The sequence below is a fragment of the Chitinophaga sp. LS1 genome, from assembly GCF_034274695.1.
Lineage (GTDB): Bacteria > Bacteroidota > Bacteroidia > Chitinophagales > Chitinophagaceae > Chitinophaga.
This window is the reverse complement of sequence record NZ_CP128362.1, coordinates 5,632,660-5,647,536: the sequence shown is the minus strand read 5'-3', so window position 1 is coordinate 5,647,536 and position 14,877 is coordinate 5,632,660. Positions and strand designations below refer to the sequence as shown.

General features: G+C 43.9%; 10 protein-coding genes. 8 read left to right on the top strand and 2 right to left on the bottom strand.

Translation table 11 applies throughout. The features are described from left to right. Positions 1-17 precede the first annotated feature (17 nt). Positions 18-1,544 carry a RagB/SusD family nutrient uptake outer membrane protein gene (locus QQL36_RS23355; protein WP_083723171.1) on the top strand — a complete coding sequence of 509 codons (1,527 nt, stop codon included), beginning with the start codon at positions 18-20 and terminating at the stop codon, positions 1,542-1,544. A gap of 76 nt (positions 1,545-1,620) precedes the next feature. Here the strand turns inward: QQL36_RS23355 and QQL36_RS23350 are convergent, their stop codons facing one another. Beyond that, a complete protein-coding gene (locus QQL36_RS23350; protein ID WP_321566779.1) occupies positions 1,621-3,192 on the bottom strand; it encodes an IS5 family transposase in 1,572 nt (523 codons plus the stop codon). A 267-nt stretch (positions 3,193-3,459) separates the two neighbouring features. Between QQL36_RS23350 and QQL36_RS23345 the strand changes: the two genes are divergently transcribed. From QQL36_RS23345 to QQL36_RS23320, 6 genes are all read left to right on the top strand, one after another. After that, positions 3,460-4,023 (top strand): lipocalin family protein, encoded by a 564-nt coding sequence (locus QQL36_RS23345; protein ID WP_083723170.1) that lies wholly within the window; start codon positions 3,460-3,462, stop codon positions 4,021-4,023. A gap of 203 nt (positions 4,024-4,226) precedes the next feature. Then, a complete protein-coding gene (locus QQL36_RS23340; protein ID WP_220388758.1) occupies positions 4,227-4,775 on the top strand; it encodes an RNA polymerase sigma-70 factor in 549 nt (182 codons plus the stop codon). Positions 4,776-4,850: 75 nt separating this feature from the next. Next, positions 4,851-5,801, top strand: a complete 951-nt coding sequence (locus QQL36_RS23335) for a FecR family protein (protein ID WP_083723168.1) — start codon at positions 4,851-4,853, stop codon at positions 5,799-5,801. Positions 5,802-6,020: 219 nt separating this feature from the next. Next, the gene (locus QQL36_RS23330) at positions 6,021-9,320 is read left to right on the top strand and encodes a SusC/RagA family TonB-linked outer membrane protein (RefSeq protein WP_179091127.1); all 3,300 of its coding nucleotides are present in this window, start codon (positions 6,021-6,023) and stop codon (positions 9,318-9,320) included. Positions 9,321-9,335: 15 nt separating this feature from the next. Continuing rightward, positions 9,336-10,691, top strand: a complete 1,356-nt coding sequence (locus QQL36_RS23325; RefSeq protein ID WP_321566941.1) for a RagB/SusD family nutrient uptake outer membrane protein — start codon at positions 9,336-9,338, stop codon at positions 10,689-10,691. Between the two features lie 23 nt (positions 10,692-10,714). After that, a complete protein-coding gene (locus QQL36_RS23320) occupies positions 10,715-12,160 on the top strand; it encodes a redoxin domain-containing protein (protein WP_321566940.1) in 1,446 nt (481 codons plus the stop codon). Positions 12,161-12,219: 59 nt separating this feature from the next. Here QQL36_RS23320 and QQL36_RS23315 read toward each other — a convergent pair whose 3' ends face one another. After that, positions 12,220-13,347, bottom strand: coding sequence for a tetratricopeptide repeat protein (locus QQL36_RS23315; RefSeq protein ID WP_083723164.1), 1,128 nt, complete (start codon positions 13,345-13,347; stop codon positions 12,220-12,222). Positions 13,348-13,458: 111 nt separating this feature from the next. Here QQL36_RS23315 and QQL36_RS23310 point away from each other — a divergent pair, with 111 nt between their 5' ends. After that, complete coding sequence (locus QQL36_RS23310) at positions 13,459-14,808, top strand: TlpA disulfide reductase family protein (protein ID WP_321566939.1); 1,350 nt, start codon at positions 13,459-13,461, stop codon at positions 14,806-14,808. Positions 14,809-14,877 lie beyond the last annotated feature (69 nt).

Genomic DNA, 14,877 nt, shown 5'->3' with positions numbered 1-14,877 from the left:
TAAACAACGACACCATTATGAAAAAGCTATTATATATCCTTCTTGCAGCCGTGCTACTGGCCAGCTGTTCGAAGAGCTCACTGGAACTAACGAATCCAAATCAAACTACCACCGAAACTTACTGGAAAACAGAGGACGATGTAAAAAGCGCACTGGCCGCTACTTATGCCCTGTTCAGAAATGTAGACGGCGGTTTCTGGGGGGTAAGAGGCGTTGAACTCTCCAATGGCAGGGGCGACGACTTCTTTATCAGGAATGATGTAAGTTACCTGTACCAGTTGTCTACTTTCACCAATACCCCTGACAACTCGGCATCGACCAATGTATGGAATGTTGCCTATCGTGCCATCTTCCGTGCTAACCAGATCCTCGCAAATATCGATAATGTAAGTGGCCTCACAGACGATGCAAAGAAGGCCTACATTGCAGAAGCAAAGTTTCTAAGAGGGTTGAATGAATATATCTTAGTCATCAACTATGGCGATGTGCCGCTCCGTACTACGATACCTGCATCTACAGCAGAGTATTTCGTAGCGAAATCTCCAGCTGCAGATGTATGGGCACAGGTGATCAAAGATTTTACTGAAGCCGCAGCAGACCTGCCTTTATCCTACGACGCCAGCAATACAGGCCGTGCTACCAAAGGCGCTGCACTGGGTTTCCTGGGCAAATCATATGTGTATACAAAAGACTGGGCCAATGCAGAAAGCACATTGAAACAACTGACCACAGCGCCTTATACGTATCAGCTGATGCCGGACTATGGCGACAACTTTATTGCTGCCCATGATAATAATGTAGAATCATTATTTGAAATCCAGCTGGCAGATGTGGGTGGTACCAATCCTTGGGCCGGAGAAAATTCCAATGAGAGCCTGGGTGTAACCACTGCACAGGAGTTTGCTCCTTCAGAGGCGAGTGGCTGGTTTGAAGTGGCGCCTACCGATAAACTCTTCAATGAGTTTCAGAATGAAAAGACCACAGCAGGGGATTTTGATCCAAGAATGTATGCTACCTTATTCTGGAATTATCCGGGGGCTACATTTTATCAGAAGCCATTTTCTGCTTATACATTGCCATTTGGCTTCAAATCTTATTATAAGAAATACCAGAACTATAACCAGACAAATGAACTGTCAGGTAGCAGTGGTGCATCGGATTATACATCGGATATCAATGAAAAGGCGCTGCGCTATGCAGATGTATTACTCCTGTTATCAGAGAGTGTGACCATGCAGGGCAGACCGGAAGATGCGTATGCTTATATCACACAAGTACGCAGCCGTGCAAGTTTGCCGGCACTGACCACTGGCATGGATCAAACGGCCATGATGAAAGAAATAAGGCATCAGCGATTCCTGGAATTTGCAAGAGAGGGACAGCGGTTTTATGATTTACAACGCTGGGGGTTATTGAAAGATGAGATAGCGAATAGTGATAAGGTGGGTAAGATCTACTTCGTAACACCCAAGCATGATTTCTTCCCGATACCACAGGATGAGGTGAACTCAAATCCGGAGATGGTACAGAATAGCAATTGGTAAATTTTTCATTTTCTTAAAAGGGGATATTCCTAAGTAGGGTCTGCTGAATAAGTTATCCGATCAATTATATTTCATTTTAACACCTGGCTATTTCCCCTTTCTGACGTCTCATATATCGGGGTATAAATTGTGCATCGGGGCTATTTACCATTATGGTCAAATAGCCCTCTGTTACCAGCCAGTAATAGATTTGGAGTGCTGACAACAAAGAACCAGCTGCCAGTTTAAGCAGATTCATGACAAAGTATATAGACATCACCCAACTCTCAGCCGTATCCTTTAGACGGGCCTTGATCTTACCCAGGCCATATGCATTTTTTCCTTGTCCAAACTTCCCTTCAATCGCATTTCGTTCTGGCATCTCCTTTTGTAATAATCGCTTTTGCTGCTTACTCTCCGGTGATGGTCGACCCAATGGCTTGCCAACATAACGGATCCCTTTTTCCTTCATGAATCGTCTGTTTTCACGTGTGCCGAACAACTGATCTGCCAATACACGCTCAGGATAGCAACCAAACAAGCGTTTATATGTTTCCAGGCTGGCTATCAGCAATCCACCTTCATTGTAATTGTCCCAACTCAGCTTTTCTATATGTGTGTAACCATCTTTCAACATCACCAGTTGCTTGCTCCCAAACTCTGTTGATACACGGTCTTTACCTCTAGGCATTGGACGTACATGCGGTTGATAGATACTTACAATCCTATCCGACATTTTTTGTTCTCTTTTCTTATACATCTCTGCCTGCTGACGATACATTTCCTGAATCACTTGTATTAAGGTCCAGTCCTTCATTTTCAACGTCTCCTTAAAAGTAGCATCTGATTCTATCAGCCAATTGATATACTTTAAATCACGCTTAACATATTGTAGTTGCTGCCGGATACCTCTGCGTATATCTCTTTTGCTCTTGTTTTTCTTTTTGGCAATATTCAGATATTGCTTCCTGGCTATCTTCCTATACATCCGCGGCATTACCAGTTCCGCCGCCTGACATCCCCGCTCTATCATCCCTTCCAATTGACGGCGTCCTTCATTCAGTAATTTGATATCTGTTGGATATTCGATCTGTTGCTCTGACACAGTCGCATCTAACATCACTGTTCCTGATAGCGCTTCAGGTGGCTTTTCTTTTACACTGTTCATATGATCCTGCGAGCAATCGTTATTTCTATCCCCTCCATTCTCATCCTGATCACTATTTCCTTCGGTATTCGCTACCTTCTCTTCATTCACTTTAGTTAATCCCGCTTCCTGCAAAATAATCTCATTCAATCTGGACATAACTTCTATGCCTAACCGTTTTCTAATACTTACCATCAACGATGCATCAAAGGGAGCCTCCTGTTGAAAACTGCTTAAGCCTACAAAATATTGCAGATATATATTTTCCGTGATTTGCTCTACTACCTCCCGATCATCTATGTTCAGTATATGTTTGATGATCACCGCACCAATCACCATCCTGGCACTCAATGTTGGAGCTCCAAAATCTGCCCGCATCTTTTTATAATACACCTCCGCCAGTTTATCCCACGGAATCTTTGCAGCCAGTATAACCCATCGATTGCTAGTTGATAATTGCTGCGAGAAGGGTGTAGAAAATCCGTCTAATGTTAACTGTTTTGAAGGAGTGTAACGTATCATTGCTGCATGGTTTTGGAGATGAATCACTCAATATATAAGCACTTCTGTAGCAAATAATAAGCCATATAATATTGATTAACAATATCTTAATACTTATTCAGCAGACCCTAAGTAACAGGAAGGCCATGAGAATGGCATGAACGAAATTCTCTCCTTCTGGTACCCGAATAAAAAGGGGCCGTCTCGAAGTTTTGAGACGGGCCCTTTTTTTATGCCCTAAAGCAGGCACCGATTTTGATTTACCTTCTATACTCAATTCAATATGATATGTCAAAACCTCAAAAATTCCCCATCGCGCTGCTGGCAGGTGCAGGTATCGCCGCCGGTCTGATCTTTTATAAATCAGTGACCAGTGTATCTATTCCCCGTGGTGCTAAAGCAGTCAGCCCTTTTGATGCCGAAAAGTACCTGGGCAAATGGTACGAAATAGCCCGGCTGGACTATAAATTCGAAAAAAACCTGAACAATGTGACCGCCACTTACAGTAAGAATGAGAATGGCAGCATCCGGGTAGATAATAAGGGTTTTAATTATCAAAGCCAGGAATGGAAGGAAAGTGTGGGGAAGGCCAGATTTGTAAATAGTCCGGAAGAAGGCCGGCTGAAAGTCTCTTTCTTTGGTCCATTCTATGCGGGCTATAATGTGATCGCCCTGGATGCTGACTACCAGTATGCACTGGTTGCTGGCGACAATCTCAATTACATGTGGATCCTGTCAAGAGAGACGACAATTCCGGATCATATTAAAGAAAATTATTTGGAGATAGCCCGTCAAATCGGCTTTGATACCAGTAAGTTGATATGGACAGACCATAGTGAAGCTATAGCATAATAGTATTACCATATCGTCACTATAAGGGCACCTCAATATCCCATCGATATAGAGGTGTCCTTTTGGTGCCCTTATAGTGATGTTATAGTGCTATAGTTGCATACTATCTTCACTATAGTTGACCAATAAAACAATTATTACCCTACCATTTTAGTAGATTGTATTACTTTTGCCAATATTTTTATTATTTTCAACTCATGGCTATGCAAAATTTCAGTGACAATGAGCTGCTCACCTCCATGGTAACAGGGGATGAAGCTGCTTTTACTGAAATCTACCACCGCTACTGGCAGCGACTCCTTGCTATTGCCTGGAAGCATACCCATGACGAATCTTCTGCCAAGGAGATCGTACAGGAAGTCCTGATCAACCTATGGGACAGAAGGGCTTCTCTGGAAATCAGCCAGCTCTCCCACTACCTGGCTACAGCTATCAAATTTTCCGTATTTAAGCATTACCACCAGCAACAGCGCAGGAAAAACATACTTCAAAGCATTTTCCGTACTACGCACAGTGCGGACGATGAAAAGATCTATGCCCGTCTGCTGGACGACTATATCAATGGGATTGTAGAAAAACTGCCGGAAAAATGCAGGCAGGTGTACAAACTGAGCCGGCTGGAAGGGAAAACCAACCAGCAGATCGCCAGTGTCATGAATATCTCCGAAAAGACCGCAGAGGCACACCTCACCAAAGCCCTGCGTACTATCCGCCTCAATCTGCGGCATATCAACATGCTGTTTTTCCTCTAAAAAAATATTTTTTTGACCTGACTAAGGGTAAGGGGGTAGGTTATGGTACTTAGTATTATAACGCCTTGAAATAGTATGGACAGAAATCGCCTGGACCTCCTGATTCAGAAATACATAGATCGTACAGCTACGCCTGCCGAACAGGCGGAGCTCAATAACTGGTACAGGGATTTTACAGCAGAAGAAGATCCATTTCCCATGACGGATGCGCAGGAAACTACTGCCGGGCAGGAGATGCGCTCCTACCTCACGGCCCGTATACAACGAAAAAAACGGCCTTCTGTAGCCCTATATGCCTCGATGGCCGCAGCATGCCTGTTGGGCGCTATATTCTATTTCAACTGGCCTAAAACGCCTGAAAACAATAATCTCGTAGCTAATATTCCCGCTGCAGCCAGCGAAAACCGGTTCATCTATCTGCCAGACAGCAGTAAGGTATTGTTGCACCCGGGCAGCAAAATGGATTACCAGTACAATGGTCATAACCGTGAAGTAACACTGGAAGGCGAGGCCTACTTTGATATCGCCTCCCGCCCTGCACAACCTTTCATCATTCATACCGGCCGGGTATCTACCACCGTGTTAGGTACCTCTCTGAATATAAAAACATGGAGCAGTGATAGTGTGACCGTTTCTGTACTCACAGGAAAAGTACAGGTCACCGACGCTTACCAGCAGAAAACCATCCTGACTCCCAACCAACAGGTGGTTTATAATCAGCACACCAACAACATTCAGCAGGTTAAAATCATTCCGGCCACTGTCATAGCCTGGGCTAAATCTGATATGCAATTCCAGGATATGCCGTACGAACAGCTGGCAGAAAGACTGGACAGAAGGTATGATGTAAATATTGTATTCAAAAATCCGGCACTACAACATTGTCCAATTACAGGTCGGTTCTCAGGGACAGAATCATTGAGCGAGGTATTGGATATCCTCTCACAAACAATGGGTACTACTTATTCAATAAACGGCCGTACGGTAGAACTGGACGGGGCCGCATGTTTTAATCAGATCAACTAAAATCAAAAATTAACAAATGTCAAAAGCCAACCAGAATTAACAAAAACGTAAACACACAAAAAAAACTCCTCCGGCCCTGAGAAAGCGATGAGGAGTTTTACGTAAAAACTATTGATTCATTTAAACGTCTTCAAATTTATGCCAAAAGTTCAGCTTTTGCAAGGGGGAATCGTGCACCCATTGCCAAAAGAAAAAACGCAACCAATTTTATTGTTTATCATGAGAGTCACTGTGTGTGTATGCTTGTCATTTGTCATGTGCCTTAACCTGTTTGCAGCTATTCATGCATCAGGTCAAAGTATCAGGGAAGCAATGGTTAATTATGAGGTTCATGACGCGGACCTGAAAGCCTCCCTGGAGAAATTGCAGGAGCAATCAGGCTTCAGCATTTTCTACTCTTCAACGTTACTGAATAAGGATAAAAAAGTAACGGTCAATAGCGGTACCCGTTCTGTAGCACAGGTACTGGACCTGATCCTGAAAGGCACCAACCTCGTCTATGTTGACAAGGGTACAAAGATCATTCTGCAGGAAAGGAAATCCGTAATATCACCTGCGGGAGATACTGCTGTACCAAGGATTTACGGTATGGTACAGGATGAAATGGGTGAACCTATTCCAGGTGTAACCATCCGTATAAAGAACGGAAAAAAATATACTGCTGCTGATCAGAACGGTCATTTCTCTATTGAGGTAGAGGATGAAAATCCTATTCTGATCTTAAGTATCGTAGGTTATACCACAAAGGAAGTGACTGCCAAAGGCAGTCGTATCCCTGCGATCACCATGGTACGCAGCTTCAGCGCCCTGAATGAAATACAGGTACTGGGTTATAGCTCCACGACCAAAAGAAATAACACCGGTGCGGTAAGTTCTGTAAAAGCGAACGAAATTGCGGTACAGACTGTTTCCAATCCACTCACTGCCCTGCAGGGCCACGTAGCGGGTATGGAAATCACACAGGACAATGGATTGCCAGGTGGTGGCGTACGTGTACGCATCCGTGGTAATGCCAGCATCCTGAGTGGCTACCTCCCGTTATATGTAATAGATGGTGTTCCGTTTACCTTATTCAATGGTAGTACCCCTGCTTCCGATGCGTTGAACAGCTTCGGTATCAGTGGCGCAAGCGGTAGCCTCAGCCCTTTCAGCATGATCGCTCCTGAAGATATTGAGCGGATCGACGTACTGAAAGATGCAGATGCAACAGCTATTTATGGTTCAAAAGGCGCCAACGGCGTGGTGCTGATCACTACCAAAAAAGGTAGTCATGGTAATACTAAAGTCAGTGCAAACGTGAGCCATGGATATGGTGAAGTAAGCCGCTTTATTCCTATGATGAATACGGAAGAATACCTGGACATGCGTAAAGAAGCCTTTACCAATGCAGGTACAACACCAGGTACTTCTGACTACGACCTTACTAAATGGGACCAGACAGCTTATACAAACTGGCAGAAATGGGCGATGGGTGGTAAAGCAAAAACTACCAGCGCCATGGCATCTATATCAGGTGGTAACGCACAGAATACTTTCCTTTACTCTACTTCTTATCGTAAAGAAGGCACCGTATTCCCGGGCGAGAACAATACCATTACCTTCTCCAACAGGGTTAATGCCAGCCATAGCAGTAAAGATAACAGGTTCAATATCTCTCTTTCCGCCAATTATACCTACATGAAGAGCGACCTGCCTAAAGTAGACCTGTCAAGCATGTACAACCTGGCTCCGAACTACAATCCTTATAATGCAGATGGTACTTTCAACTGGGACCTTGGTGTAGGTAAGAACCCTGCTGCCCTGTTGTTACAAAAGTATTCCGGTCAGACGTATAACATGATCACGGACCTGAACCTGCGTTACAATATCATAAAAGACCTGGCCATCAAAGCTAATCTTGGTTTCTCCCAGACCAACCTGGAACAGCAGAATATACAGCCTAACCGTTCGGTGAACTCCACTGCCCTCACTGACAACCAGCTGATGGATTCCAAAGGCAAAAATGATAACTGGGTGGTGGAACCATTCCTGGAATACAATAAATCTTTCGGAGATGCACACCTGCAACTGATTGGAGGTACGACCTTCCAGCAGACAAAAGCAACCAGTACTACACTGAGAGGTTCCGGTTACAGCAGCGAAGCATTGCTGCATGCTATCAGCGCAGCCAGCACTGTGATTGTGTATAGCAGCAATTACTCCCTGTATAAATATGCAGCTGGTTTTGGTCGTTTCAATTTCAATTATAAAGAGAAATACTACCTGGATGGTACCTTCAGAAGAGATGGTTCTTCCCGCTTTGGTTCCAATAACCAGTTTGGTTCCTTTGGTGCATTGGGTGCAGCCTGGATCTTCTCACAGGAAGATTTCATGAAAGATATAAAACCGATCAGCTTTGGTAAACTGCGTGCCAGCTATGGTATAACCGGTAACGACCAGATCGCGAACTATATGTATACACCGCTGTATTCTACTGCGTCTACTACCTATTCCTATATGGGTACCACAGCCCTGGTCGCCAATGGTGTAGCTAATCCTAACCTGAAATGGGAAACCAGCAAAAAGCTGGATATCGCACTGGAACTGGGCTTCCTGAAAGACCGTATCCTGCTGAAAGCGGATTACTACCAAAACAGGACTTCTGACATGCTCGCCTATATTACCACCCCTATGCAGATTGGTGTTAACTCTTATGCGGGTAACCTGCCTGCCACCATTCAGAACAAAGGCTGGGAATTCGAGGTGAACACAACCAATATAGCTACGAAGGACTTTTCATGGACCACTACGCTGAACCTGACCATCAATCAGAATAAACTGCTGAAATTTGACAATATCGAAAACTCCAGCTATGCCACTACTTACACGGTTGGTAAATCTATTGATGCGCCGTTCCTGTACCACTATACAGGTGTAAACGCAACTACAGGTGCTCCGGTACTGGAAGATGTAAACAAAGATGGTTCTATTGGTTCGGCGGACAGGCATGTAGGTAATGTAGGCGTACCTTACTATGGTGGTCTGACCAACTCTATCTCTTACAAAGGATTTACACTGGACTTTACCTTCCAGTTCAATCACAGGTTCTACTACCTGAACAATACGCTGAATAATTACTACTATCCATTTGGATATGATATGACCAACCAAAGTACGGCAGTGTTAAACCGCTGGCATAGTGCCGGTGATGTAAGCAATTTCCCTGGTGCCAGCAAGAGCTATTCTTCCAACTATTACTATTATGCGACCTCCGATGCAAACTGGGGCGACGCCTCTTATATCAAGTTCAAAACTTTGAGCCTGACTTACAATCTGCCAAGAACATGGTTAAACAAGGCCAGGATTGCCAATGCATCTATCTATGCAAGAGGTCAGAACCTGTATACATGGGCAAAACAAAAGTATACACTGGATCCTGAAACTACCCTGCCGGGTACTGGCGCCGGACTGGGTACTGGTCAGTACATTGCCGTACCACAGCTGCGTACCATGACTGTAGGCTTGAATTTATCATTATAAAAAAGCAGAGAGATAATGAAGAAACTATCATATATATTACTCGCATTGGGGCTTACCGCCACTTCATGCAAGAAGTTTGTAACAATCGACAATGCACCGAATTCACTGTCTGCTTCAGACACATATGCGTCTGACGGAACAGCTACCAGTGCCGTAGTAGCATTGTACTCTTACTGGGCTACCACTTATTGTCTACAGTACTATACCTGGACTGCAGAGTTACTGGGTGATGATATTCAATATCGCTATTACAGTTCTACTCCTGCTATGGCTGAATTCCAGAATGGGAATGTAACAACGACCAACAGCAATGTCCGTAACTACCAGTGGTATTATCCTTACTATGTAATTGCGGAAGCAAACAATGCGATTGAAGGGCTGACTAAATCTACGACACTGACTACTTCGGTAAAGAACCAGTTATTAGGTGAAAGTTACTTCATGCGTGCATTTCATTTCTTTTACCTGAACAATTTCTTTGGTGGCGTGCCATTGTCACTCGATCCGGTTGCACTGAACAATGCCAATCTGCCAAGATCGACCAAAGCAGAAGTGTATACACAGATCATCAGTGATCTGAAAACTGCCGAAGAGTTACTGCCTGGTACTTATACCGGTACCCTGCATGCAAGGGCGAACAAGTATGCAGTAGAAGCTTTGCTGGCAAGAGTATACCTTTATCAGAAAGATTACACTAACGCTGTGGCTTATGCAACAAAAGTGATCGGCGCTACGGATGTAACATATACCCTTTCTGACCTGAGTACAACTTTCAAAACCAGCAGTGCAGAAACCATTTTACAGTTTGCTACTTACTATGGTTATAGCAGCTTTGGCTACAGGGCTTCTTCTGCTACGACGATTCCTAACTATTACCTGTATGATTCATTTCTAAGTGAATTTGAAACAGGAGATAACAGGAAAACAACATGGACAGATAGTCTTGTAAGCGGAGGGGTTACCTATCGTCGTGTCAATAAATACAAACTGGGTACCGCCACTGCAGGTGATGAATACAATGTGGTGCTGCGCCTGGCAGAGCAATACCTGATCCGCGCAGAAGCCAGTGCGCAATTGAATGACATTGCTACGGCACAGGCCGACCTGGATAAGGTCCGTACCCGTGCCGGCCTGGCGAATACCACTGCTGCTACAAAAGATGAACTGCTCACTGCCATTGCACAAGAGCGAAAAATAGAATTGTTTGGTGAATTTGGACACCGCTGGTTTGACCTGGTACGTACCGGTCAGGCAGATGCGGTATTGAGTCAGGAGAAATCTACCTGGTTATCCAGGGATACCCTGATGCCAATTCCTTATCAGGAAATTCTGAATAATCAAAAACTGACCCAGAACCCGGGTTACGAATGATCCATTTGCTATAAAGTATTCACATGAAAAAGATTACCTCATTGTGTGTTATTGCTGCTATGTGCTGTGCCTCCTTAAAGGCACAGCGCATAGATAGCCTGTATAAGGTTTATGATAAGCTGGCCACTTCCACAGATGAAAAAGACAAAGCGTACCTGGCTACGGAGTTGTACAAACATCTGCAAAGTAAAAAGGAAGAGGATTGGCAGCTGGCAGCAAATACATTCTACCGTCTTAATAAAAAGGACGTAGTGGATTCCATTAAGATTGCTGAAAAGAAAAAGTTTCCTGCGGGTCTGGTGGTAAGACAGGATCAGATTGCACTCATCTATGATGAGAAAGACCCGGCGAAGAAAGAGGCAATGTATTACCAGCTGATCAAGCGCTTCCCTCCTGCTAAGTTTGGGCCGGACAGGATTGCGTATGATTATGTGAGGAATGCTATCGGCGGTGCATATGCTAATATCGATAGTGTAGCCAAAGCCGTTAAATTTGCCAACATGGTCGAGACTTCTGCCTGGAAAGGTGAGGGCTGGGCTGGTATTGGTAATATACTGGCTAGAAAAGGGCATTTTAAAGAAGCGGAAATGCTGCTAAAAAAAGCGGTGGACACTTCCTATTCATTTAAGATTGCAAAGGTACAGGACAATGCAGCGAAATTTGCTGGTGTTGGGTATCGGTCTTATAACGCCATCTTGTCAAAGATGCTGTATAATGATAAAAACTATGAAGAAGCGCTGAAGTATGCAGAGAATGCGTACAAGGTGTATCAGGAAGATGGTGAGTTAAATGGAGGGGTGTTAGACACATATTCCAAAACACTGATTGCACTGGGTCGTGATAAAGAAGCTTTTGAAAAGATCGATGAAGCAGTGAAAGCTGGTCAGGCGACCAATGATATGAAAACGGAGCTGAAATCCCTTTATACAAAAGTAAAAGGAACGGAAGGCTACGATGCATACCTGCAGGAAGTGAACCGACAGCTGGTTGCAAAGATCACGAAAGAGCTGAACAAGCAGATGATCAATACCCCTGCTCCTGACTTTACTTTGACGGATCTGGATGGGAAGAATGTGACATTGAGTGAGCTGAAGGGGAAGATTGTGGTACTTGATTTCTGGGCTACGTGGTGCGGACCGTGTAAAGCGTCTTTCCCTGTGATGAAACAGGCAGTGCTGAGGTATGAAAAAGAAAACGATGTAAAGTTTCTCTTTATTCATACATGGGAAAGGGATGATAAGGCGGTAGCTGATACAAAGAAGTTTATAGCCGATAATAATTATCCTTTTGAAGTGCTGATGGATTTAAATGAGCACAAGGCTGCCACAGCCTACAAGGTGAATAGCATACCTGCTAAGTTTGTGATTGATAAGGCAGGGAATATCCGCTTTAAGTTCTCAGGATTCTCAGGTGGCGCTGATGCAGCGCTGGAGGAAATATCTGCGATGATATCTATGATACGCGGTTAAAGCATTGTCTTATGATACAAAGCCCATTTTCTGTTTAAACAGAAAGTGGGCTTTGTTTTTTACTTAGTTGTGAAGTAAGTCTCTTTTAAATATTTATAGATCATCGCTTCCTGTTTATCTGTACTGTCACCTTCCTGTAAGTAGCGTTTATAGTATTTTTTCGCAATTGCCTGATTCTTCATATTCACGTCATACATTCTTCCTATACTATATAAGTGCATGGGCGCACGGCTCAGGTAGTAGGCGGTATCCATATTGGCGATGGCCGGTTTATACAATTTTAACCCTTCATTATTTGATGCCATTGCAGCATAATAGTCTGGCAAACTTTTAGAGCGGGCCAGGTCTATGCAGGTACTTAACAGCTGGTTACTCTGTTCATACATTTTCAGTTGGCTACAGGCGAGGGCTGCATAGTACATGACCTGTTCAGAAGGACTTTTGCGGTTTTCCATGTAGGTGTTGATGTCTATGCAGAACTGGTAATCTTTCAGTATAAAACTGGCTGCTGTAACATAGCTCATAGCACCCTGCATGACCACCTCATGCTGCATCAGGTATTTGCCAAGGGTGATGCAGTTCCTGTAATTTTTTAAATAGTAGTTGCACCTGACAGCAGTACCTGTGATAAAAGACTGGGTAGAATCTTTTTGCAGGTAGACATTGAGAATGGAATCTGCGGAGGTATACATTTCCTGTCCGATGCGTTCATCGGCGAGGCGGTTGACGGTTTTAGGATCAGCGGGATTGAGCTTATAGGCTTTTAACAGCAAATCAAAGCCTTCTTCGGCCTCGTCGTTGTTTAAGAGGGCAAAGCTCAGTTGCCGGATAGCCACCGGATTATTGGGCCGTAAAGCGGCAATACGGCGAAGGTGTGGGATTGCCAGGACGGTGGCGTGCTGATTGAGGCAGATATTGGCAATGTACTGATGCGCAGATACGTTTGTACTATCCAGGTCCAATACTTTTTCATAGGTGCTCACAGCTTCACTATAACTTCCTGCCTGATAGTACGTGTACGCCAGTAGCGATTGTTGTTTAATATTATTTGTGTCCAGGTGGGCTTGCAGATAAGTGATGGCACGGGGATAATCCTGCTCCTGCAGGTATTCCATTACAGAATCGGCTTGTTGGGCCAGCAGCCTGCTGGTTGGTAATAATAACAGTAGCAGAAGGGCTCTGATCATATGAACTAATTTATTAGTTTCAAAACTATGTATTTAGTTTTACATAAAGAAATGTTATTTTTGAAGGTGCCGGGGTCAGCCACCAGGATTAAACCCTATATTCACTATAATATGAAAAAACTACCCTCATTGTGCGTTTTAACCTTCCTGTTTTTTGGTGCCAGGGCACAGAACATGGATAGCATATACCAGGTGTATGCAAAACTGGTTTCCTCCTCACAGGAAAATGACAAGGCCGAACTAAAGATGCGACTGGAGAATGATATAAAGAGTGAAAATGAGACGAACTGGATGATCGCCTGGTTTGTATATTTCCAGATGAGAAATACTGCGAAGGCAGATTCTATCTTACAGGCAGGCAAACAGAAATGGCCCGATGGACAGCTGGCGAAACAGGAGCAATTTAACTTTGTCAATGATGAAAAAGATCCTTTTAAGAAGGATGCGATGTATCACATCTTTCTTAAACGCTTTCCACCCCCTTCAAAAGATGCAATAGCTACTTACGATGATATGAGGGGACAACTGGCTGTTGGCTATCTAAAATCTGGTTACGTCGCTAAAGCCTTCTTGTATACCGACAGTATAAAAACATTGAATGTACAGCGATGGATGGCCAGGGAGCTATTTTCTAAAGACCATTGTAAAGAGGCGGCTGTCCTCATGGACAAATCAGTAGATAGCACCAGAGAATACCAGATGGCTGCCATGATCTTCCATGAAAACATGGAATATACAAAGGCACTCAGATGCATAGAGATCGCCTATAAAGACAATCATACACAGCCAATCACCTATACGATCTACTTTAGTACGCTAAAACACCTTGGTAAAGATCAGCAAGCCATGGATATAGCTGCTGAAGCAACAAAGACGGGGCTGGCAGATAAGAAAATGAAAGCAGAACTCAAAGAACTGTATGAAAAACTAAAAGGCAGGGAAGGATATGATGCCTATGCCGCTGAATTGAATAAAGCATTCCTGTTGCAGCTGACTGCACATCTGCAAACAACTCAGATCAATGAACCTGCGCCTGATTTTACATTGAAGAACCTGGAAGGCAAACAAATCACCCTGAGTGAACTAAAAGGGAAAGTAGTGGTGATCGACTTCTGGGCTACCTGGTGCGGCCCCTGTATAAGCTCCTTCCCTGCTATGAAAGAAGCCATGCTACGGTTTGAAAAAGATGAGGATGTAAAATTCCTTTTTGTGGATACATGGGAGAGAGAAGCGGATCCTTCAGAGAAAGTAAAGAAATTCCTCACAGACAACCACTATCCATTTGATGTGCCATTGGATATAAAAGCATATAAAGCAGCAGGTGCTTTTGATGTAAAGGGTATTCCTGCAAAATTTGTGATTGACAAAACGGGAAATATCCGTTTCCGTTTTACAGGATATAGTGGTAGTGATTATACAACTACAGAAGAGGTATCAGCGATGGTGACGATGTTAAAATGAGGGAATGACCAATTGCCAGTAAATACATCCGTTCAAGCTACTACAAAACCCTGAGTTAGCGTTTGCACC